This window comes from Neptunicella sp., assembly GCF_048268085.1.
Lineage (GTDB): Bacteria > Pseudomonadota > Gammaproteobacteria > Enterobacterales > Alteromonadaceae > Neptunicella.
This window is the reverse complement of sequence record NZ_JBLWWF010000025.1, coordinates 21,127-43,439: the sequence shown is the minus strand read 5'-3', so window position 1 is coordinate 43,439 and position 22,313 is coordinate 21,127. Positions and strand designations below refer to the sequence as shown.

Below are 22,313 nucleotides of genomic sequence, written 5' to 3'. Positions count from 1 at the left end.
TGCCACTTAAATCACTGCAATGATACTAGGCACTTAACTGAATGTTGGGGTCATTCGGTTGAGATGTTTGTAAATAATGGTCGGTAATGCGTAAAGCAAATCGATTGATTAGTGGATCCCGCTGTTCTAAACGCTGGCGGATTTGCTCATTGTCACTGCTTTCAAGAGAAACTTCTGCTCCCCCTGCTGCAGCGACAGGATCGTCTTCACGTAAGGAACGACGAACCGAGTCAACTCCACTGCCTGTTACAATATCCGCTAATTCAGGGCCAACTTTGGTGTCTGCTGGTTCATCGCTAAAGACATCAGTGAAACTTTGTTTGGTTTCTTCCGCGCTTTTAGCGGCTATCTCGGCTCTAGCTTCGCTGGCTTTTTTGCTCGCTTCACTGGCCACGTTTAAATCTTGTGGGGAAGGCTCGGTGGGGGCTAAAGCGGCAGCCCTGACTTGTTGCATTTTACGCAACGTTTCTTCAGAGGTGGCTTCTGACGAGATGTCGATTGACACCTCACCACTTACCGCATAACGCTGTCCGTCAGGACCTGATTTAAATTCAAAGTTTGGTGCACCTGCATATTGCCCACCGGTTTGAGCATGAGCCTGCTCATGATTTCTGACCTCAGTATCCCGATCTTTTAGTTCTTCAATTTCTTGCTTATCAGAACGCTGCTGTTGTTCTTGCTGTTTATCCTCGGCATTTTGTTTGCCTGCACTAGGATCTTCAGCATTATCTTTGCCCGGCGAATTTTGATTTGCCGCAGTCTGGTTGGGTTGCGGTTTTTCATAGGTGACGGGTAAAGGGGGTTGCCCTGCTGCTTTCGCTTTGTCTGATTCTGATCCTAATCCACTCTCTGCTGCGGATTTTTCACCGTTGGATAGTGCGGGAATCGTTTCGCGCAACTGACTATCGCGACGCGCAGATTCCGTGTTCACATTGGATGTAGTAAACGGTATTGCAGTAGGGAGTGGGGTGACGATATTCATCAAAATACTCGATTATTAGTTAGGCAATATCGTCAATTATCTTGCCAAGCACATCATGTGCGGTGCCGACCACTTTGGAAGAGGCTTGAGCAAAGTTAAGATTGTTCTGCAATGAAAGCAGATCGTTAGTTAGATTATCCTGATTGTTTAATCCGGATAATAAATTGCGTGGCAAACCCAGTTGCTGTTTGGCTGCATCGGCTAAAACTGCGTTTGTATCGCGCGGTTCGGCGGCTTTATTCGCAATATCGATAGATGCTTGAGTTATCCCGTTAGAGGCTTTTTGCAAGCCAAATTTACCGGATTCAAATGCTCCAGATAACAATGCTGAATTGACACTATCGGTCACGTTAAACGACATATCACTACTCCTCTCATACCTCATGGTTAATTATTAACCAAAAATAGGTATTTTTGAAGCGTTTATTAGTTTTTGTTTCGCCTGATGAATGTTTGGTTACAGTCTGTGGTTATAGCATTAAGGGGAAATTGAATGGACAAACTCAGTGATGGCCTTTGTAAAGCGATCGGGATCAGAGATAAAAGGGGCATGTGAAGCGCTAGAAAAGACCTGTGTTTGAGGGCTGTTGGTGTATAAGTCACTGATCAATGAATGCACTTTGCTAGGAACCAGCGAATCGAGTTTGCCGTAGCAGTTTAATACGGGAATATTTAGCTTTGCCAGGTCCGCTCTAATATCGGCAGTCTGCAATATATCTAAACCACCATACAGTGCTTCTGCACAGGGCGTAGGGTACTGGTTTATCGATTGTTTTAGTATTTTGCTATCCTTACGGGCGCTGGGACTGCCCAAGGCTTGTATGGCTAAAAAACGTTCCAGCGTTTTATTGAAATCCCCTTCAAGTTGCTTGGCAAATAACTGCAACACATCCGGCGCCATGCCTGGCCAATTATTTTCAGCAACAAACTTAGGCGAAGATGCCACGCTAATAACACCACGCAATGCCACTTGCTGCTCAATGGCTATTTGATTGGCCACAAGTCCACCTAGAGACCAACCCATGATAATGCTATTAGCGGGAATGTGGGGGAGCAGCAGATTACTTAAACTGGCCAAATCATATTGTTCCGGCAAGCAATCTATACTGCGGCCAAACCCGGGTAGATCAATACATGTTAGCCGAAAATTTGCACTCATTTCTCGAACAAGTGGCTCCCACACACCGGAGTTGACTCCCCAACCATGTAATAAGACTAAATCAGGGCCGATACCTTGTGCGTGACTAAAAACAGAAGTGTTCATATGGTCTATATTTATCAATCTTAGATTCAAAGCGCCTAAGCATAAGGGATAATTAGGAAGAGGAATAGGGATATGAGCCTTGAGTCGTTTCATCCATTCAAAGCGCTGTTAGCTAATATACTCAAACAGCAATCCTGTTTAATTTGTTTGCAACTGTCATCATCACTGATTTGCCGGTGTTGTCGACAGGATATAACGACGTTTGATTTGGCTAATTGCCAAGCTAATTTACTCAATTTTCCAGTTATTCAGCAAGCCTTGCCGCAACTTAAGTGTGAGCAACTATTGGCGCTTGGTGCATATCGATGGCCGCTAAGTAATATGTTAATTGGCTTAAAATTTTCACATCGGACACTGTATGCCAAAGCATTGGCTGACCTGTTCTGTCACTATGTGCTTAGTGAATCAATTACCTTGCCACAGGCAGTTATTCCGGTGCCCCTGCATCCGAGACGTTTTAGGCAGCGTTTGTACAATCAGAGTCTTGAAATCGCCCGCCATATTACTAAACAAACGGGTCTTTATTTACAATATGAGCTTTGCCGTCGAGTGCGGGCGACACAACCTCAGACAGATTTAACCGGGGCTCAACGCCGCAAGAATTTGCACAATGCTTTTGTTCTCAATGCAGTGCCGGCTTATCAGCATGTTGCTATTTTTGATGACATTATTACCACTGGCACCACCGTAAATGAACTGGCTACAACATTGAAGCAAGCCAATCCTGATATGCGAATAGATATATGGAGTATATGTGTGGCGCTGCCAGATTGAATATAACAGTATCGATATTTTTCGTTTTGGTTCGCTTGAATATGGCCGTAGCAGCGCCATATAGTAACTAATCTGAACTTGGAATAGACGCACTTTTAAGTCGCGCTATTTTTGAGCCTGTTGAATTTGAGTTTTCTAGCAATTGAAAGCCTTAATGCTATATAAAATTTAAATTGTTATGACACTTTTTGTCCGGCGTTCAGGCGAATTATTACTTGAGTGATTTGGTCAGGTAATTTTGTTAAACTAGTACCCATACCAGTCACATAATCATAGGATTTTTTATGATCAATATTTCCGAATCTGCCCAAACGCATTTTGGCAAGTTACTTAGCAGTCAGGCCGAAGGAACTAATATTCGGGTTTTTGTGGTTAATCCAGGCACACCTAACGCTGAATGTGGCGTATCCTATTGCCCCGCAGATGCGGTAGAACAAACAGATATGCGATTGAACTTTAACGGTTTTGATGCGGTAGTTGATGCTGAAAGCGCCCCTTTTCTGGAAGATGCCGAGATTGACTTTGTAACCGATCAAATGGGCTCGCAATTAACCCTTAAAGCGCCTAACGCTAAAGTGCGTCAGGTCGATGATGATGCTCCTTTAATGGATCGTGTTAACTATATGATTGATGCTGAGATTAACCCGCAATTGGCCAGTCATGGTGGCAAGGTCATTCTGGTGGAAATAACCCCGGAGGGTATTGCACGATTGCAATTTGGTGGTGGCTGTAACGGTTGCTCGATGGTGGATGTCACGCTTAAAGAAGGCATTGAAAAACAACTGTTAGCCCAGTTTCCGAATGAATTAACCGGAGTCAAAGATGCCACTGAACATGAAGCGGGTGAGCATTCCTATTATTAATAATTGGACATAAATTTATGTCTATCCGTAATTTCATCTACCGAGCAGGCGCCAACCCGCATAAGAGTTGGCGCTTGTTTATTATTGGGTTAGTGATTTTTGCGGTGGGTGTACTGCTAATTTTAGTCGGAACTGAACGGTATTATGTATTGCAAGTGCCTGGTTTAGTGCTGTTAATTCCTGGTTTTATAGTGGCAGTCTGGGGATATATTGGGTTGTTTGCCAATCGTTTCTCGCAAGTGCTTAATCGAGTAACACCGCCTTCTTCCGAAGATAATTAAAATGCCACAACAACGTCATGCCACGTAATGTTAAAAAGCTTAATAAAGCTAACCAGAGCGCATCATTGCCCAGCGTGTTAAATAGATAAAATACTGGGAAAAAGCCTAAAGCAGCACTGACGATCATGGAATTTCGCATGGCTTTCGCGCGTCCAAGTCCCACATAAACGCCGTCCATTAAAAAACACCAATGACCTAGCAGCGGTAATATCCAGATATAAATCAGAAAGTTTCTTGCGTGTTGTTGCAACGCCGTAATATCGGTCATGAGATCAATGATGTACTCACCGAAAAGCAGATAAATCAGACAGTAGAAAATAGAAAGCGCACTTGACCAACACAGACCAAGGCAGGTTCGTGAGACAATTGAATCTGTGTGCCTTGCCCCTTTGCTCTCCCCAACAAGTGCTTCGACCGCATAAGCGATCGCATCCAGCCCTAAGGCGCACAAGATAAAAAATTGATGCAAAATGCTATTAATGGCGACCGTCATTTCTCCCCAGCGCGCTCCCTGAATGACCATAAATGCCATACAAAGTTGCAGTGCAACATTGCGGATAAACATGGCAGAATTGATCGAGAATAACGACGTGAGCTGACTAAAATAAAACCAGCTAGCGGAAAAGTAACTTAAGTCGATTTTTTTCAATGCGTAATAAAGCATGGCGATACACATGCAATACTCAGCGATAACCGTCGCTAGCGCGACGCCCTCCACGCCCAAGCCAAAACCGTATACCAGCAGTATATTTAGTAGAACATTAACGGTGTTACCGACAATCTGTACCCACATCACCAATTTGGCATTTTGCTGGCCTAATAACCAACCCACTAAAACTAAACTGGCTAAGGCGGCTGGGGCTCCCCAAACGCGAATATAAAAATACTGTTGAGTAATATTGGCAACGTTATGTTCTGGTTGGGTGAAGTAAAGAGCCGATTGCAGCAACCCAAACCTAGCAATAAAAATGATGATGGCAATGAGTAAGGAAATACTTAACGATTGCACTAATACTTTGCAGGCATTGTGCGCAGACTGCTGGCCTTTCGCTTGTGCACTCAATCCGGTGGTGCTCATTCTCAATGCACCACATAACCAATATATTTGTGTAATCAGCATCGCGCCAATGGCGACACCCGCCAAAAAGTCAACTGATGCCATATGTCCGACAACGGCGGTGTCGACCATGCCCAGTAAAGGTTGGGTGATATTACTTAGTAACATCGGAACGCTGATTAGCGCGATTTTGCGGTGTTCTGATTTATTCCAGAACCAGTGTTTTTTCATTTTGAGACGTGCTTAAATAACGTTAATGACAGGGTAACTGAATCAATAGGGAATAACGATCAAGAATTTAATTTCACGCCTTCAATGGCTTAGCTTCATCATGTTGGTTGCGTGTAGTGCTGTTATTCAAGCCAAACCGAGTGTAGTGATTTTACAATATCATCATGTTGGAGAAGATACCCCTCCAAGCACGACTATTAGTACTGCTCAGTTTCGTCAGCATATGGCATTTTTGCAACAGCATTATCAAGTGTGGCCATTGGATAAAGTGATTGAGACGTTAACTACAGATACCGAAGTGTTGCCGGATAATGTGGTAGCGATTACGTTTGATGATGGCTATATCAATATTTTGCAAAATGCCGATCCTATCCTTAAAGAATATCAATTCCCCTATACAATTTTTATTAATCCGGATGAAATTGGTCAGCGCACCAATCAATTGAATTGGCAGCAAGTGAAATCTTTATCCAGCCAAAAAGTCCTATTTGCCAATCATACCAACGACCATTTACACCTTTTACAACGCCAAGCCGCAGAGTCACACTCAGCGTGGTTAAACCGTGTGACAAGCAATATTGTTGATGCTGAAGCTAAATTACTGCAACAATTGGGATATAGTCTGAAGTATTTGGCTTATCCATATGGAGAATATAATTCCGCACTGCAAAAATGGGTAAAACAGTCGGGATATATTGGATTCGGCCAACAGTCGGGTGCCATATCCGGCGATAGTGATTTTACCGCTTTACCGCGTTATCCCGCCGCGGGAATTTATGCGAGTTTAGATAGCCTCAAAGTCAAACTGGCTTCATTAGCAATGCCAGTAGAGCACAGTAACGTTCAGGATCCGCAATTTAATGCGGGTGATACCTATCCTCAGTTAGAGTTACAAGTATCCACAGTCGATTTTAATCCGGCCCTATTTGCCTGTTTTTTAAAAGGCAAGCCATTAGAGGTTAACTGGAATAAAAATACCGTGCAGGTTGGCGTAGATCAGGTTATTCCAATCGGTCGTACCCGGATTAATTGTACCGTGCCGAGTAATACCCACAAGGGACATTATTATTGGTATTCACAGCCGTTTTTTGTCGCCGATAAAAATGGTAACTGGCTGAATTAGGCCTTAGTTTGATTGCATGATGATCGGCATATCGGTCAATATCTGCTGTCCATCACTAATAGCTGGCTTGCCAAGTTCATGTTTAGGCTTAAAACGGCCAATCACTTGGGCAGCGGGGTTAATAATGACAATAGACGCACTATGATCGACTAAATAATTATCCCCATCGGTACTTTCGTTCATCCCGTACATCATGCCCATTTTGCGTACCAGTGGGAATAGCGTCTTATGCTCAGCGCTCGCGGCAATAAACTGAGGATTAAAATAGTTGATGTATTCTTTCAATCTAGCGGTTGTATCTCGACCGGGATCCACTGAAATAAATAAGACTTGAACCGGATATTGGCTTTCTATGCGCTGTAATGCAGGATAGATGGACTGTAATTCTGCCAATGTTGTTGGGCATATATCGGGACAGAAAGTGTAACCTACAAAGGTCAGTGTCCAGTGATCTTTAAGTTGGTTAGCCGTTAATGGCTGGCCATTTTGGTCGGTTAATTCAAAATCCCCAAGAGCCCGGGGTTGCGGATATAGATCGGCATATTGAATCGATTCTTTGGGAGAAATAACGGTAGATAAATAAATGCCTCCTGCTAAGGATGCAATCAGTATGACACCAATGATGATATTTTTAATATTCATAATTGGAAAACGAAATAGTGATCAAACAGTAGCACAATAAACAATAACATCAGATGAATAATGGAATAGCGGAAGGTTTGCATCGCGGTGTTATCATTACTGTCGAATTTTAATTTCCATGCATAATATAAAAAGCCGGCATTTAATAAGGTCGCGCCAAACAGATAAATCAGTCCGGTCATTCCCACCAAATAGGGCAGTAAACAAACGATTCCAAGTAAAATGGTATATAAGAACACCGATGTCTTGGTGAATTCAACGCCATGGGTTACCGGCAACATTGGTACTCCAGCGCGCGCATAATCTTTTTCGCGGTGGATGGCTAAGGCCCAAAAATGCGGCGGTGTCCAAGTATAAATTATGAGTACCAACAATAACGCGTAAGGATGAATTTCATTGGTAATCGCGCACCATCCTAGTAGTGGTGGAGCGGCTCCCGCCAGCCCCCCAATTACGATATTCTGTGGGGTGGCCCGTTTAAGGTACATGGTATAGATCACCGCATAGCCCACCATACTGGCCAGTGTTAACATTGCGGTTAAGGTATTAACCCACACTTCTAAACTTAGGTAACCAATTGCTGCCAATACAAATGCAAAAATGAGAGCTCTTCGTGGGCTAATTTTGCCTTTGGGCACGGGACGATTATGAGTACGGGCCATTTTGGCATCGATCTGTCGGTCTACGACGTGATTGATCACCGCCGCAGAGGAAGAAAGTAAGCCAATACCCAACAAGCCGACAATGACTGGTTGCCAGGGTAATGCGCCAGGGGTTGATAAGCACATACCCACTACCGCCGTTAATAACAGCAGCAAAATCACGTTGGGCTTGGTCATTTCATAATAATCGCGCCACTTAACCTGTGGCGTATTTTTGATTTCTTGATCGAGTATTTTAGATGCCATTATCTGCTAGGCTTTCCTGAATAAAGTGTAATTAATTAATACCATCACTAGTAACAAGCTAGCGCCAATCGCATTGTGTAATACCGCTACAATTAAAGGTAACCCAAAAACAACATTGCTGACACCTAGTGCTACTTGTAAACCTAACACTAATACCAGCAGAATAGCTTGATTTCTAAACCGTTCGGTATGCGCCACCTTATATATTTTAATGGCTAGCCAACAAAGATAGACAAAGGTAATTAATGCCCCTATCCGATGCATAATGTGCATTGTCATCCGCGCTGAATAATCATGTACGCCATATTCATAGGTTTCGGCGATGGGTAAACTGAATGCCCCGGAAAAGTTGAGATTATCTATCCATCCGGGTTCACATACCGGTAACTCGGTACATGCCAAGGCTGCATAATTAGCGGAAGTCCATCCCCCCAAGGCTATTTGAGTGATAACAATTAACAGGCCAAACATGGTATATCGGGCGAGTCGTCTCACATGAGGATCGCCACCGGGAATGCGAAATCCGGATAAGCGCAAATGCAACAGATAAAGGCAAGCAAGAATGGAAAAACCCCCTAATAAATGGCCCATAACAACGAGTGGCATTAGGTTAAGGGTGACGGTCCACATTCCCAAAGCGCCTTGGAAACACACCATTAGTACTAATAAAAAGGGTAATTTAATAGGGCGAAGCGGTTTTTTGCTAAACAGGCTGAGTAAAAAAATAATAACGATAAACAATCCCAAGGTGCTAGCGAAGTAGCGATGGATCATTTCATTCCATGCTTTATGGGGTTCGACTGGATGGTCTGGAAAGGCTTGTTGAGCGGCTTCAAGGTGCTCGGTTTGCTGAGGAACGGTATAATGGCCATAGCAGCCTGGCCAGTCGGGACAGCCTAAGCCGGCATCGGTTAGACGGGTGTATGCGCCAAGTATAATAACGACATACGCCAGCAAGATACTAACCAATACCATCTTTTTCACGAGACTTGCTCCCTTAGCCAATCCGGGAAAGCTTCAACAGCTTCTTAATGTCGGCTAGTATTTCGCGGCTATGCATTACCGCTTGTTGTTGTTCTTGCTGCAAATCATAACGAAGAATGATGTTTTGCAGCGTGTCTACAACAAAAATACCATCTGTCGCGGTATCTTTAAATACCTGATTGATACTTTGTTCAGTTGTCTGCAAGACTTTGAGATTAGGCATTAATTTGAGTTGTTCCACAGCCTCTTTATCACTGGTTCCGGTAACTAAAACCAGCGAATTTACGCGCTCATTTTCACGACCCAATGCTATCCAAACTTGATTTAAACTGTATAACGCATTTTGACAGGATTGTTCACATTGAGCGGGCATTACATAGATGATGCGCCAAATGGCAGGGGCGGTGTCACTCGGATAGAGTGAGGTCATATCCAACACCGGATCAAGCAATTGTCCTTTGTTTGTAACGCCTTTATTAAACCAGTCAAACTCTAATGCTAACTTGGCTAATATTACTGGAAGTAAAAATATCACCGCCAGTATTAGCATGCTTTTTTTATTGTTCATTATTTACATCTCTATTTTTGCGCATTAATGCAACGACAAATACCACCACTAAAGCAATGGCTAAACCAAACCACTGGATGGCATAGGCAATATGTTTTTCGGCAGGCATTACCACAGCTTGCCACTTTCTGATCAGTGGTTGTGTTGAATCAGGCGTGGCTAAAATGACCATTGGTAAAAGGGTAATTGCGGATAAGTTCTGCATTACGGTGAGATCAAGCTGTTGAATTCTGACCGGCCAGTGAGTAGCGGATTTAACCGTTTCACTTATCATCGGATTAAGTGAGGGTAATGCCACAATGCCATTGACCTTTTGCAAGCCCTTTGGCAGTTGAAATTCAGGCAAACTGTCACGATTACCGTTTGCCGGCAACCACCCTAAGTTGACCGCTACGTTGCCACTATTGGTGTTTAGAATTCCCACTACATGGTATCCGGTACGGCCTTGTTCAACTCGATTATCAATTAAGAAATAGTGGGACAGGTCGAAATGTCCCGATGCGGTGACCGGATAGTCTCTAATATCACCACGTAAACTCAGTATGTCAGCCAAATTAATATCTTGCTGCTGTTTGCGCTGTTCGATTTGTTGCAAACGTAAGCGTTTTTGTTCTGCCCGATCCAGTTGCCAAAAGCCTAAACAAAGCAGGATGACAAAAGCGACTAAACTGATTAAGGTAGCAACAATGGGTAGCTTGATGTTGCCTTTGGCAATATTCATAAGGGGCTTATATGTTGATTAAAATCGTTGTTGGTGGATTATTATTACTAATGATATACAACCTGTTTCGTGCGATGTTAATCATGATCAAAGATGATCCTGATCAACCACCGATGAGTAAATTTATTGGTCGTCGTGTTCTTATCTCTGCGGCTATTATTGTCTTGCTGTTAATTGCCATTGCGACCGGACTTATCACTCCCAATCCACGTATGTTCTAGTTAAAAAAATACAATATAGAGACTCACCCCAGGGCTGAAATTATCAGCCCTGGGATACCAGTTAAAGAATATACACAAAGAAAAACAGCATTACCCAAACTACGTCAACAAAGTGCCAATACCAGCTGGCTGCCATAAAGGCGAATTGGTTCTTGGCATCAAAGTGGCCCTTTAGAATCCGGCAAAACATAATGATTAATAACAGCGTGCCTAGCGTTACATGTAAGCCGTGGAATCCGGTTAACATGAAAAAGGTATTACCATAAACACCGGACTGTAAAGTTAAGCCCATTTCTCGATAGGCGTGCACATACTCTTCTGCCTGTAAAAATAGAAAGCTAATACCCAGTAATATTGTGACCCCTAGCATGGTGATAAGCTTTTTTCTATTCCCCTGTTCCAGACCTGTATGGGCAAAATGACAAGTCACTGAAGAAACCAACAGGATAACGGTATTAATTAACGGTAATCCATACCAACCCATGGCTTCGGTTGTCGTGCCACCTGGGGTCGTTACAAGTGGCCAGATGGCCTCAAACCCAGGCCATAAAACTTCGTGTGTCATGGCGTTATTCGAAGCGCCACCTAACCACTGAGTGGAAATCACCCGGGCATAAAAAAGTGCACCAAAAAATGCCGCGAAAAACATCACCTCAGAGAAAATAAACCAGCTCATACCCTGACGATAAGAGCGACCTAACTGTCTGCTATGAATACCATTCATGGACTCATGAATTTGATCTTTGAACCACCCGATCAACATAAAAAACAGAATGGCTAAACCGGCGAGTAAAATCCAGCCACCATGGCCTTCTTTGCCTTTGGTTGCTTCAATAACAAAGTTACCGGCACCAACCGCCATTAAAAATAATGCAATTGCCCCCAAAATTGGCCATGGGCTTTGCGCAGGGACATAATATTTTTCGTATTGTTGTTCTGACATATTGTTCTCCATTACCCTTTTAATTCATTGCTACGGTTGGTTCAGTGACGTCATACAAGGTGTAGGACAAGGTAAAAAACGTAATATCATCCGGTAATTGCGGATCGATATAAAAACGTACCGGCATCATTGTTTCTTCACCGGCTTTCAATGTTTGCTGTTCGAAACAAAAACATTCGGTTTTATTTAAATACAGTGCCGCTAACCCCGGCGAAACGGAAGGAACCGCTTGACCGACTATATCCCGGTTAGCCGGGTTTTTAGCATAAAAGTCGACCTGATTAATTTCACCGGGATGGACTTTGATTTTTTGGGTTTGTGCCGAGAATTCCCACGGCATTCCGGTATTGGTGCGAGTAATAAATTCCACTGTTACCCAGCGGCTTTCATCAACAATTACACCATCATAACTGGCCGCGGTGTCATTGGTTTTGCCGTTAATACCTGTCACGTCACAAAACACGTCGTATAGCGGCACCAGTAAAAAGCCGAAACCAAACATGCCCACCACCACCAGCATAAGTTTGGTAACGGTTTTGCTATGTTTAGAAGGCTTATTAGGTGCCGTCATCGCTTATTTCACTTTCGGTGGTGTTTCAAAAGTATGATAAGGGGCAGGAGATGGAATTTCCCACTCTAGCCCTTCTGCACCTTCCCATACTTGATCTGATACAGGTTCGCCTTGTTTTTTACAGGCTTTAATCAGTAGGGTCAGGAAAATCAGTTGAGACAGGCCAAATGCAAAGCCACCAATACTGATCCATTTATTAAAATCGGCAAACTGCAGAGAATAGTCTGGAATACGTCTTGGCATTCCGGCCAGTCCAACAAAATGCATTGGGAAGAACAGTAAGTTAACTGAAATTAAAGAACACCAAAAATGCCATTTAGCCAGCTTGACGTCGTACATCCGGCCAGTCCATTTGGGTAGCCAGTAGTAGGCGGCTGCCATAATTGAAAAGATCGCACCGGTAACCAGCACATAATGGAAATGGGCAACTACAAAGTAGGTATCGTGATATTGGAAATCCACTGGCGTAAGCGCCAACATTAATCCTGAAAATCCACCGATGGTAAACAACACAATAAACGCCAGTGCGAATAACATGGGGACTTCAAAGGTTAACGATCCGCGCCACATGGTGGCAACCCAGTTAAATACTTTTACCCCGGTTGGGACCGAAATTAGCATCGTTGCAGTCATAAAGAATAGCTCCGCAAAAAGCGGCATACCGGTGGTAAACATATGGTGTGCCCATACGATGAAGGATAATAACGCGATAGACGCGGTTGCGTAGACCATTGAAGCATAACCAAACAAGGGTTTACGGGAAAACGTTGGGATTATTTGTGAGATGATGCCGAAGGCTGGCAAAATCATGATGTACACTTCAGGATGACCGAAGAACCAGAAAATATGCTGGAACATCACCGGATCACCGCCTCCAGCGGCATTAAAGAAGCTTGTACCAAAGAATTTATCAGTTAATACCATGGTGACCGCACCCGCTAACACCGGCATAACTGCAATTAACAGGAAGGCTGTTATTAACCAGGTCCACACAAACATTGGCATCTTCATATAGGTCATGCCGGGAGCACGCATATTAAATATGGTTACGATGACATTAATCGCTCCCATAATCGAAGAAGCCCCCATGATATGCACTGAAAATACAAACAAGGCGGTACTGTCATTACTATAAGTGGTTGAAAGCGGTGCATAGAATGTCCAACCAAAGTTAGGACCACCACCTTCCATAAACAGTGACGATAGCAGGATGATAAAGGCAAAAGGCAGGATCCAGAAACTCCAGTTATTCATCCGGGGTAACGCCATATCCGGCGCGCCAATCATTAATGGTACCATCCAGTTTGCCAGACCGGTAAAGGCTGGCATGACGGCACCAAACACCATAATCAGACCATGTACGGTCGTCATCTGATTAAAGAAATTTGGCTCAACAATCTGCAATCCGGGCTCGAATAATTCGGCTCTGATTACCATCGCCATGGCACCGCCAGTTAAAAACATAATAAAGGCGAACCATAAATATAATGTACCTATATCTTTATGATTAGTAGTATACAACCAGCGCTTAATGCCGCTGGGAGCATGATGTTCATGATGTTCGTCGTGTTGCAAATCGTCGGCTACGCTACTCATGATCTTTCTCCTATTGGCCTTTAATTACGGCATTAACATCTTTGGCTTGTACTGTGTCACCAGTGCTATTGCCCCAAGCATTACGTTCAAAGGTAATGACAGCGGCTAATTCTTTGAGACTAAGCTGTTTGCCAAATGCCTGCATCGCGGTACCACTAACACCATTTACGACCGTTTCTATGTGCTTGGACATGTTACCGGTGGCGATAGGACTGCCTTTTAAGGCAGGGAAAATACCCGGCAAGCCTTCACCATTACCTTGGTGGCAAGCAGCACAGGTAGATAGATACACTTTTTCACCTAACGTCATTAGTTCATCCATTTCCATATTCATTGCCAGTAATTTTTGCTCTTCTTCTTTGGCTTTGCGTTGGATAGCGGCTTGTTCATCAATCCAGGCTTGATATTCTGCTGGCTCTTTGGCAATTACGACGATGGGCATAAAACCATGATCTTTTCCACACAGTTCGGCACATTGGCCACGATATATGCCGGGCTCGTTAACTCGGGTCCATGCTTCGTTAATGAAGCCCGGATTGGCATCTTTTTTAATCGCAAATGCTGGCATCCACCAGGCGTGGATAACATCATCAGAGGTAATTAAAAAACGGACTTTTTTATTGGTTGGTACGACTAGAGGGCGATCGACTTCTAACAGGTAGTTATCACCTTTTTCCAACTTATTATGGATTTGATCTTGCTGGGTAGCTAAGACGGAATAGTACTCCACATCACTATCCATATATTTGTAGTGCCATTTCCACTGAGAGCCAGTAATAAGCACTGTGACGTCAGGATCGCTGGGATCTTCCATGGCAACGAGTGTTTTAGCGGCTGGGATGGCAATACCAATTAAGATAATAAATGGAATGATGGTCCAAACAATCTCCACTTTGGTACTTTCATGAAAGTTGGCGGGCTTAACCCCTCGAGATTTACGATGCATGACCATGGAATAAAACATGGCGCCGAAGACCACAACACCAATAACCACACAGATAATAAAAATGGTCATATGTAAATCGTAAACCTGCGCACTAATATCGGAAACCCCTTTGGTCAGGTTTAACCGCATATCATTAGCCAGCGCAGATGTAGACAATAAGGCAATTAAGGCCATCGCCCCTCTGAAAACACCTCTGTTCACGTGACATCTCCTCGTTAGGTAGAAATCATCGATCGACAAACCGCACACTAATTTGTCATATCGACATGATGAAACTTCACTTTTGTAAGTGATATTCCACTTTTTTGTTATGCATATGTAAATAAGAGTACAAGAATTACTCAATAAGGCGGTTGGCGTCCACCTTTTTATGCATAATTTACAACTAACTGATTGATTTTTGAACAAGTGTTAGTAATAACACAAAAAAGCTAACCTGTTGAGAGTTAAAACAAAGTTAGCTTGAAGAATTTTGGAAGGAATAAAAATTGAGCAGTGGGATTACATCCAGTCAGTATTGCGTATGACTCCTACGGCAATGCCTTCAATATCGAAAGGTTGTACGGAAAGGTCGACCTTGATTGGAGAAAACTCCTCATTCTCAGCATGTAATAAAACTTGACTACCTTTGCGCTCAAAACGTTTTACGGTGACATCTTCATCCACCCTGGCCACCACAACCTGACCATTACGAATATCTTTAGTGCGGTGTACCGCTAATAAATCACCGTCCATAATGCCAATGTCTTTCATACTCATACCGCTTACCCGTAATAAAAAGTCGGCACTCGGGTGAAACATAGCGGGATCGATTTTGTAATGGGTTTCAACATGTTCGTGAGCGAGAATAGGCTCTCCCGCTGCGACTCGTCCAACTAGAGGAAGCCCTTGTTCTTCAAGTAGTTCTTCTTCGCTATATTGAACTCTAATTCCTCGTGATGTTCCCGGTAGAATCTCAATCACGCCTTTTTTGGCGAGCGCTTTAAGATGCTCTTCTGCAGCATTAGCCGATTTAAAACCAAGTTGTCGAGCAATCTCGGCACGTGTGGGCGGCATGCCAGTTTCTGCCAGCGTGTCTTTAATCAGTTGCAAAATTTCTTGTTGTCTGGGAGTTAGTGGACGCATAAACAGCCTGTTTTTCTATACAGTTTCAAACAGTATATCCCGTTATATTTAAATCACAACTAAATTTGAGTATTACATTAATACCAATTTATGTGAGTCTGAAAAAGTGGCTTGTGTGCCGGTGTGATGACCTAGTCGGTTGTATAACGCATAACGTGGCGGTATAACTCGGTTTTACTCACCTTTTTATGGGCAGCAATCAACTTATCGATAGTGGCTAATGGAGTATCAATATTAGCAGCAAGCCAAGTTTGTTGTTTTAATTCGGGAATAATGTACTGCAAGGTGATTGAAGGTGGTGTATCAGCATGTTCATGAAACATCGCATTGACCGACTCGATATCATCAATCACTAAATCCACTTTACCTTTTTGTAATAGTTGCCATGATTCAGCGATGCTGGGAGTGATAATCAGATTAGTATCCGGTTTAAACCCCTGTTGTATCAGCCATTCAGTAGAAAAATCACCACGCTGCACTGCTGTCACATATTGCTTTGCATCATCTAAAGAGCCAATTTTAATCACTTGACTTGGTCTTGAAAGTGATACAAAACCCAATTGATAACTGGCGACGAATCCAATCCAGTGGAAATGGTGTTCGCGCTTTGGAGTACGAGCCATATTATAAATTAGTGTATTAGGCTGTGAGTCAGCAATATGATAGGCACGAGCCCAAGGATACACGTTAATATTGGCTTCGAAACCCGCATCGTCGAGGATTAGTCGAACTAATTCGGTGCTAATTCCGGCAACTTCTCCATCGATCAGTGTTTGATGGGGGGGCGATACTTCAGTAACAACAGATAGCGTCGGTAACGCGAAAACTGAATTCATCCAGCATAAAGACAACAACAGAATCGATTTTTTCAACATGTTTGCCAATGCTATTATGACGGTAAATAGAATAGTGCCATCATAGCGTATCCACTTATTTACACAATATAACGTTATAATGACTGTTGATTGTCGATTAATCTTCAGATTTTTCATGCCTTGCCATGCTATTCTATGGCGCAATTATTTAATGGAGTTTATTGGTTATGGCTTGGTTGCAACAGTTGTTTTCAGCAATCATTTCTATCCCGGCAAAGCTGCTTATTCGTACCAAAGTAGTTCCGGCAGATGTTCAGCAAGAATTAGGAATTGATCCACAAAAGCCGATTTTATATTTACTTAAAACCGAATCGGTTACCGATCGCCTGGCATTAAAAAATGCGGTTAAAAAGGTAGGCCTTGTCGATCCGGATGGGACGATTACGGTAGGACCACATACAATTTCTCGTTGTCTTTTTTTAGAACGACCTCAATCAGTATTTACTGATAAAGCAACGGCCAGTGATATTGCTCATACCTTCAAATTGTTATTTGAACAGCATCACTTAAATGCAGAACTTGATTTGCAAATAGTCCCAGTATCAACTTTTTGGGGTCGAGCACCCGGTAAAACCGACGCCAGTTGGCGGGCATTAATTGCTAATAAGGCATCACCAAATTGGTTACGTAAGATTTTTATAGTGCTGTTTTTGGGACGGGATAATTTGGTTTATTTTAGTAAAGCCGTATCGTCACAATACATGGCAAACGAGCATGGCTCTGATGAACAAATCGCACATAAATTGATTCGGGTGGCGCGTACGCATTTCCAGCGTCGTCGTCAGGCTGTTACCGGCCCAAGACAAATGGCTCGGGAACAAATAATTCAAGGTGTACTGGCATCAGAGTCAGTACAAGAAGCCATTGCTGATGAACAGCACAGTAAGAAGATTAGTCCAGAAAAAGCCAAAAAACGCGCCCAGGATTATGCCAATGAGATTGCCGGTGATTATCGTGAAGGGTTGATTCGGATAGCCGAAAAAATGCTGACCAAGTTATGGAATAAAGTTTATAACGGGTTGGAAATCAGACATGCAGAAAAAGTCCGCCAGTTGGCACAAAGTGGTCACGAAATTATTTATGTTCCCTGTCACCGTAGTCATATGGATTATCTGTTATTAACTTATGTCATTTATCATGAAGGACTAATGATCCCGCATATTGCGGCGGGGATAAATCTCAATTTCTGGCCAGCAGGACCTATTTTCAGACGGGCCGGTGCATTTTTTATTCGCCGCAGTTTTGCCGGTAATAAGCTATATACTGCAGTGTTTCGCGAATATCTGGAACAGCTATTTAATCGTGGTTATTCGGTAAAATATTATCCTGAAGGAGGGCGCAGTCGCACCGGGCGTTTATTACCGCCTAAAACCGGTATGCTAGCCATGACAGTACAAAGTATGTTTAAAGGACTGAAGCGACCTATTAGCTTGGTGCCGGTGTACATTGGTTATGAGCACGTTATGGAAGTGGCCAGTTACTTAAAGGAATTACGTGGCAAAGACAAAAAGAAAGAATCTTTTTGGCAAATTTTTTCAGCGATTCGCAAATTGAAAAATTATGGCACGGGGTACCTGAATTTTGGTGAGCCAATTAATTTGGGGCAGTTTATGGATAAATGTCAGCCAGACTGGCGTGATGAAGTTTTACAGAATCCAGATAAAAAACCGACTTGGCTGACACCGATGGTCAATAAATTGGCTACTGATGTGATGCAACGAATTAATCAGGCAACCGCGGTTAATGGCATGAATTTAATCTCATTGTGTCTATTGGCGGCGGATAAACATGCTTTGACCGAGTCTGAATTACACCAATGTCTTGGGGATTATCTACAACTACTGCAACAAGCTCCCTATAGCCAACTGGTTACCCTGCCTGAAAATTCCGCCCATTCATTGTTGGAACAAACACTCAGCTTGGATAAATTCACAGTCCAGGACGATAGCTTTGGACGGATTATTTCGTTGAACGAGCCCGCCGCGATAGCGATGACGTATTACCGAAACAATATTTTGCACTTATTCGTGATCCCCGGTTTGATTGCTGCGATGGTGATTGCTAATAACGGGATGCAGAAACAGCAGATTATCGACCGGGTAGCTTTATTGTTTCCCTTACTGAAAAAAGAGCTGTTCATGTATTTGGATGCATCGCAAGCTCAACAACTATGTGTCGATATGATTGAGTCCATGCGAGTAACGGGTCTTTTGCAGCAAGATGAAGAAACTATATTGCCAGCCGCTCGTTCCAGTTCGCAATATTTTTCATTAATGATGCTTAATCGTTGTATTCAAGAAACGTTGCAGCGTTATGCCATCGTATTAACGCTGGCCGAAACAGGAGACAAGCTCAGTCGTTCGGAATTAGAAAAGCAAAGTATCCGTTTTGCCGAAAGATTAGCAACATTGCATGGTATAACCGCCCCCGAGTTTTACGATAAGAATGTGATTAGCGCGTTAATTAACGCCATGCGAGAGATGAAATTACTGCACAATGACGAGGAAGGGATGCTCACGCATACTGAGCAAAGTCATTGGTTGTTGAATGAGCTAAGTGGCTGGTTAGTTGCGGATGTAGCCCAAAGTATCAAGCTTGGTTAGTTATCTTGGCTATTTAATAACTAATTGAATTTAATGTAAATAATCATTTTTTCATGCACTAGCATCGGCCAAATGTAGTTGACTACCTTTTTTACAAAGCGTATTAACATGGTTACGAAATTTTGTTTTCAGCCAGAGGTTGGGTTGTTAGTAACGAATTTAACAGGTGCAAAACTTAAGCTGTTTGGCAATGCCAAAGCGTGGAAGTGGCTCCTGTGCCTGATGTGTGGGTTATTTTGCGGCGCCGGAGTGGCTAGTGAGGAACCGGTGCAGCCTATTTTTACACTTAACTATCCGGTCAATAGTAGTAATCCCATTTATCGTCTTCAAGATCTTTACATTCAAGACGTTGTGCGTCTTGCGTTTCAGCAATCTGGAGTTGCGCTTGATTTTCACAACGTACCTATTCCTACCTTGCCGCAGAGTCGCAGTATTAGTCTGATCCAGCAGGGAGTCTATGACGTGCATTGGATGGCGACCAGTCAGGAGCGTGAGAAGCAATTATTACCTGTCCGAATTCCCCTGTTTAAGGGATTAATCGGTTGGCGATTGATGTTTGTACATCAGGACAATGTAAAACGGTTTGCAGCTCTTGAAACAAAACAGAATTTACAGAAATTGACTGCTGGGCAAGGAAGAGACTGGCCGGATACCAAGGTGCTGGAAAGCAATGGTTTCCGTGTATTTAAGGCGACTACTACGGCTGGGTTGCTGCAGATGGTAAGCCTGAAAAGAGTTGATTACTTTCCTCGCTCGGTGATCGAAATATGGCATGAGTACAATCTTAAGCAATATGACGCCATCGTGATTGACCCGACATTTGTGCTTCAATATCCAGCGGCGCAGTATTTGTTTGTACGTAAAGACAATCAAATATTGCATGACATTCTCGAAACGGGGTTGAATAAAGCCATTGCTAACGGCACGTTTGATCAACTTTTTTACCAGTATTTCGGGTCCATGTTAAAGGATGCCAATCTTAAACAGCGTAAGATTATTAGGTTGGATAATCCAATGATGTCCGCGCAAACTCCCCTCGGCAGGAAAGAGCTTTGGTACAGTATTGAGACTCAGTTACCTGATTAATATAAATACTGGACTGCTAAGCCTATCGCAATCACCATGCCCACATAGTGGTTGTTTAAAAAAGCGTTAAAGCAATTGTCTCGTTGGCGGTGACGAATGAGTTGATACTGGTAAACAAATAAACCGCAAGCGGCCAGTAAGCCTAGGTAGTATGGCCAGCTAAAACCTAGCCCAAGGCCGATCCTTAACAGTATCGCTACGGTTACAATCTGTAATACGCTAATAATTGCTACATCGTTACGCCCGAATAATATGGCGGTAGATTTTACTCCAATTTTCAAATCGTCATCTCTGTCTACCATGGCATATTGTGTATCGTAGGCCACGGTCCAAATCAGATTTGCCGCAAATAGCCACCACGCCACTGGAGAAAGTTCACCATTGGTAGCAGTAAATGCCATGGGGATCCCCCAGCTAAATGCCGCCCCCAGCACTACTTGAGGTAAGTGGGTGACCCGTTTGCTAAAAGGGTAACAAAACGCCAAAGTAACAGCTCCGAAAGACAGCCAAACGGTTTGAATGTTTAATTGCAAAACGAGCAGGAGAGCTATCAGACAGAGCCCAACAAATAATATGATTGCTTGTTTGGCACTAATTTCACCGGTAATGATAGGTCGTGTGGACGTTCGTTTTACTGCTCCATCAATCTTGCGATCTGCAAAATCGTTGATCACACAGCCTGCGGCTCGCATCACGATGACACCGAGGATAAAGATCACAATAATGCTAACGCTAGGCTGCCCATTCGCTGCTATCCACACCGCCCAAAGTGTCGGCCAAAGCAATAAGAGAGTTCCGATAGGTTTGTCCATCCGCATAAGGCGCAAATAGGCATTAATTTTTGAGCTTACTGAAGGCAAAATTTAAATTTCCTGATTTTTGTAGGCCGGAGCATTAGGTAAAAATATTTCAGCTACCATCAGTTTGTATTCTTGATAGCTAAACACGGAGCGTCTTCCCCATAATGAAAAGGAGCTGTCGATATTGAGTTTCTGGTGTAACACCGAACCACTTTGTACCCGGCAAATCTCAAAGGGCTGACGAGTAAAACGAGGATCATTAAATATCACTTTACCAAGTGGTGTATTGCCAAGTTGGCCGAATTGATGGCTGGCATCATCACATAATTTGCGTGACATCAGTGAGCGTGCATAAACCCAATTTTGTTGATTACCTTGTAGTAAAACTTCGCGTACTACCGGATTAGTTTGTTCAATACCGAGGCTCGTCTGTTCGCTGGCATTAATCGCTAATTCTTCCTGCCCAAGCAATTCTAGCCGAAAATGACGACTATTCGCTTGTAATCGTTCGGTGAGGGAGCCGGTGTCGAGAAGCCAATTTTTTAAAACCGGATCTGGAATTTTCAGTTGTTCGGCCGAAAACCATTGAGGAACGTAATTGATTGGAAATAAAAAATGCTTGGTCAAAACAGGCACAACAAGTAATGAATGAATGCGGATAATACCAACTGAATCGAATTCTGTTAATCATTGTATGGAATGGTGATACCATTTTGTTTCGTAGGCTTCTAGCCGATAGGGGAAAAGATGATCAAGTTTATGCTGAAGAATACTATTCTTGTCTTATTACTGATGGCCCAGTCGTATAGCGCCAAAGCTGAATATGCGTACTTTGGTTTAGAACCCGATATTGTTACCAATTATATCGGTGCCAGTAATCGAGATTTAGGCTATATCCGTGTATCGGTTGAGTTGATGCTTGAAGATGCGACTTACCTTGAGGTCGTTGCTCATCATGCGCCCTTATTGCGGTCGTTAACCATTGAAATCTTTGGTCGCCAGCCTGCGGATAAAATCAAGTCACTAACCGGGCGGGAAGAAATTCGACAACTTTGTTTGACTACGTTAAGAGAGCAATTGAAAAAAGAAACCGGCTCGGAAATGGTTAAAGATATTATTTTTACCAAATATCTGTATCAGGGTTGATCC

Annotated in this window: 25 protein-coding genes; 8 read left to right on the top strand and 17 right to left on the bottom strand. The window is 43.1% G+C overall.

Annotated features, from left to right (window positions below; all coding sequences use genetic code 11):
* Window positions 1-25: 25 nt before the first annotated feature.
* The 3 genes from ACTD55_RS17105 to bioH all read right to left on the bottom strand — a co-directional run bounded on the left by ACTD55_RS17105 (window position 26) and on the right by bioH (window position 2,246).
* Window positions 26-982 (bottom strand): putative metalloprotease CJM1_0395 family protein, encoded by a 957-nt coding sequence (locus ACTD55_RS17105; RefSeq protein WP_438865545.1) that lies wholly within the window; start codon window positions 980-982, stop codon window positions 26-28.
* A 19-nt stretch (window positions 983-1,001) separates the two neighbouring features.
* A complete protein-coding gene (locus ACTD55_RS17100; RefSeq protein WP_438865544.1) occupies window positions 1,002-1,343 on the bottom strand; it encodes a hypothetical protein in 342 nt (113 codons plus the stop codon).
* A gap of 117 nt (window positions 1,344-1,460) precedes the next feature.
* Window positions 1,461-2,246: a pimeloyl-ACP methyl ester esterase BioH gene (gene bioH / locus ACTD55_RS17095; RefSeq protein WP_438865543.1), complete on the bottom strand. Its 786-nt coding sequence runs from the start codon at window positions 2,244-2,246 to the stop codon at window positions 1,461-1,463.
* Between the two features lie 72 nt (window positions 2,247-2,318).
* On the opposite strand from bioH, the gene ACTD55_RS17090 reads away from it, so the two are divergent.
* The 3 genes from ACTD55_RS17090 to ACTD55_RS17080 all read left to right on the top strand — a co-directional run bounded on the left by ACTD55_RS17090 (window position 2,319) and on the right by ACTD55_RS17080 (window position 4,164).
* Window positions 2,319-3,020, top strand: a complete 702-nt coding sequence (locus tag ACTD55_RS17090; protein WP_438865542.1) for a ComF family protein — start codon at window positions 2,319-2,321, stop codon at window positions 3,018-3,020.
* Between the two features lie 284 nt (window positions 3,021-3,304).
* On the top strand, window positions 3,305-3,883 hold the full coding sequence (nfuA, locus tag ACTD55_RS17085; RefSeq protein WP_438865541.1) for a Fe-S biogenesis protein NfuA: 579 nt from the start codon (window positions 3,305-3,307) through the stop codon (window positions 3,881-3,883).
* Window positions 3,884-3,900: 17 nt separating this feature from the next.
* Entirely contained in the window at window positions 3,901-4,164 is a 264-nt protein-coding gene (locus tag ACTD55_RS17080) for a hypothetical protein (protein WP_438865540.1), read from the top strand.
* Here ACTD55_RS17080 and ACTD55_RS17075 read toward each other — a convergent pair.
* Window positions 4,127-5,452, bottom strand: a complete 1,326-nt coding sequence (locus ACTD55_RS17075) for an MATE family efflux transporter (RefSeq protein WP_438865539.1) — start codon at window positions 5,450-5,452, stop codon at window positions 4,127-4,129. The genes ACTD55_RS17080 and ACTD55_RS17075 overlap by 38 nt on opposite strands.
* A 100-nt stretch (window positions 5,453-5,552) precedes the next feature.
* Between ACTD55_RS17075 and ACTD55_RS17070 the strand changes: the two genes are divergently transcribed.
* Complete coding sequence (locus ACTD55_RS17070; RefSeq protein ID WP_438865538.1) at window positions 5,553-6,575, top strand: polysaccharide deacetylase family protein; 1,023 nt, start codon at window positions 5,553-5,555, stop codon at window positions 6,573-6,575.
* A gap of 3 nt (window positions 6,576-6,578) precedes the next feature.
* On the opposite strand, the gene ACTD55_RS17065 is transcribed toward ACTD55_RS17070, so the two are convergent.
* Genes ACTD55_RS17065 through ACTD55_RS17045 form a run of 5 tightly spaced genes read right to left on the bottom strand, consistent with a single transcriptional unit; the run spans window position 6,579 to window position 10,398 of the window.
* Window positions 6,579-7,211 (bottom strand): SCO family protein, encoded by a 633-nt coding sequence (locus tag ACTD55_RS17065; RefSeq protein ID WP_438865564.1) that lies wholly within the window; start codon window positions 7,209-7,211, stop codon window positions 6,579-6,581.
* Between the two features lie 2 nt (window positions 7,212-7,213).
* On the bottom strand, window positions 7,214-8,125 hold the full coding sequence (gene cyoE / locus ACTD55_RS17060) for a heme o synthase (protein ID WP_438865537.1): 912 nt from the start codon (window positions 8,123-8,125) through the stop codon (window positions 7,214-7,216).
* A 6-nt stretch (window positions 8,126-8,131) separates the two neighbouring features.
* On the bottom strand, window positions 8,132-9,109 hold the full coding sequence (locus tag ACTD55_RS17055) for a COX15/CtaA family protein (RefSeq protein WP_438865536.1): 978 nt from the start codon (window positions 9,107-9,109) through the stop codon (window positions 8,132-8,134).
* A gap of 13 nt (window positions 9,110-9,122) precedes the next feature.
* The gene (locus ACTD55_RS17050; protein ID WP_438865535.1) at window positions 9,123-9,677 is read right to left on the bottom strand and encodes a hypothetical protein; all 555 of its coding nucleotides are present in this window, start codon (window positions 9,675-9,677) and stop codon (window positions 9,123-9,125) included.
* Window positions 9,667-10,398: an SURF1 family protein gene (locus ACTD55_RS17045; RefSeq protein ID WP_438865534.1), complete on the bottom strand. Its 732-nt coding sequence runs from the start codon at window positions 10,396-10,398 to the stop codon at window positions 9,667-9,669. The genes ACTD55_RS17050 and ACTD55_RS17045 overlap by 11 nt, the downstream gene beginning before the upstream one ends.
* 11 nt (window positions 10,399-10,409) lie before the next feature.
* Between ACTD55_RS17045 and ACTD55_RS17040 the strand changes: the two genes are divergently transcribed.
* Window positions 10,410-10,619 carry a DUF2909 domain-containing protein gene (locus tag ACTD55_RS17040; RefSeq protein WP_438865533.1) on the top strand — a complete coding sequence of 70 codons (210 nt, stop codon included), beginning with the start codon at window positions 10,410-10,412 and terminating at the stop codon, window positions 10,617-10,619.
* Between the two features lie 61 nt (window positions 10,620-10,680).
* Here the strand turns inward: ACTD55_RS17040 and ACTD55_RS17035 are convergent, their stop codons facing one another.
* From ACTD55_RS17035 to ACTD55_RS17010, 6 genes are all read right to left on the bottom strand, one after another.
* The gene (locus ACTD55_RS17035) at window positions 10,681-11,562 is read right to left on the bottom strand and encodes a cytochrome c oxidase subunit 3 (RefSeq protein ID WP_438865532.1); all 882 of its coding nucleotides are present in this window, start codon (window positions 11,560-11,562) and stop codon (window positions 10,681-10,683) included.
* 19 nt (window positions 11,563-11,581) lie between these two features.
* Entirely contained in the window at window positions 11,582-12,133 is a 552-nt protein-coding gene (locus ACTD55_RS17030; protein ID WP_438865531.1) for a cytochrome c oxidase assembly protein, read from the bottom strand.
* A gap of 3 nt (window positions 12,134-12,136) precedes the next feature.
* Entirely contained in the window at window positions 12,137-13,729 is a 1,593-nt protein-coding gene (ctaD, locus tag ACTD55_RS17025) for a cytochrome c oxidase subunit I (protein WP_438865530.1), read from the bottom strand.
* 10 nt (window positions 13,730-13,739) lie between these two features.
* The gene (coxB, locus tag ACTD55_RS17020) at window positions 13,740-14,849 is read right to left on the bottom strand and encodes a cytochrome c oxidase subunit II (protein ID WP_438865563.1); all 1,110 of its coding nucleotides are present in this window, start codon (window positions 14,847-14,849) and stop codon (window positions 13,740-13,742) included.
* 327 nt (window positions 14,850-15,176) lie between these two features.
* Window positions 15,177-15,800, bottom strand: a complete 624-nt coding sequence (gene lexA, locus ACTD55_RS17015) for a transcriptional repressor LexA (RefSeq protein WP_438865529.1) — start codon at window positions 15,798-15,800, stop codon at window positions 15,177-15,179.
* Window positions 15,801-15,931: 131 nt separating this feature from the next.
* Window positions 15,932-16,675: a substrate-binding periplasmic protein gene (locus ACTD55_RS17010; RefSeq protein WP_438865528.1), complete on the bottom strand. Its 744-nt coding sequence runs from the start codon at window positions 16,673-16,675 to the stop codon at window positions 15,932-15,934.
* Window positions 16,676-16,842: 167 nt separating this feature from the next.
* Between ACTD55_RS17010 and plsB the strand changes: the two genes are divergently transcribed.
* Window positions 16,843-19,278, top strand: coding sequence for a glycerol-3-phosphate 1-O-acyltransferase PlsB (plsB, locus tag ACTD55_RS17005; RefSeq protein WP_438865527.1), 2,436 nt, complete (start codon window positions 16,843-16,845; stop codon window positions 19,276-19,278).
* 249 nt (window positions 19,279-19,527) lie between these two features.
* Complete coding sequence (locus tag ACTD55_RS17000; RefSeq protein WP_438865526.1) at window positions 19,528-20,364, top strand: substrate-binding periplasmic protein; 837 nt, start codon at window positions 19,528-19,530, stop codon at window positions 20,362-20,364.
* Here the strand turns inward: ACTD55_RS17000 and ubiA are convergent.
* Together ubiA and ACTD55_RS16990 are read right to left on the bottom strand one after the other, a co-directional pair.
* On the bottom strand, window positions 20,361-21,224 hold the full coding sequence (ubiA, locus tag ACTD55_RS16995; RefSeq protein WP_438865525.1) for a 4-hydroxybenzoate octaprenyltransferase: 864 nt from the start codon (window positions 21,222-21,224) through the stop codon (window positions 20,361-20,363). The two genes, ACTD55_RS17000 and ubiA, sit on opposite strands and share 4 nt — an antisense overlap.
* Before the next feature lie 3 nt (window positions 21,225-21,227).
* Window positions 21,228-21,791, bottom strand: coding sequence for a chorismate--pyruvate lyase family protein (locus ACTD55_RS16990; RefSeq protein WP_438865524.1), 564 nt, complete (start codon window positions 21,789-21,791; stop codon window positions 21,228-21,230).
* 132 nt (window positions 21,792-21,923) lie between these two features.
* Here ACTD55_RS16990 and ACTD55_RS16985 point away from each other — a divergent pair, with 132 nt between their 5' ends.
* Complete coding sequence (locus ACTD55_RS16985) at window positions 21,924-22,310, top strand: flagellar basal body-associated protein FliL (RefSeq protein WP_438865562.1); 387 nt, start codon at window positions 21,924-21,926, stop codon at window positions 22,308-22,310.
* The last annotated feature ends 3 nt before the right edge of the window (window positions 22,311-22,313 follow it).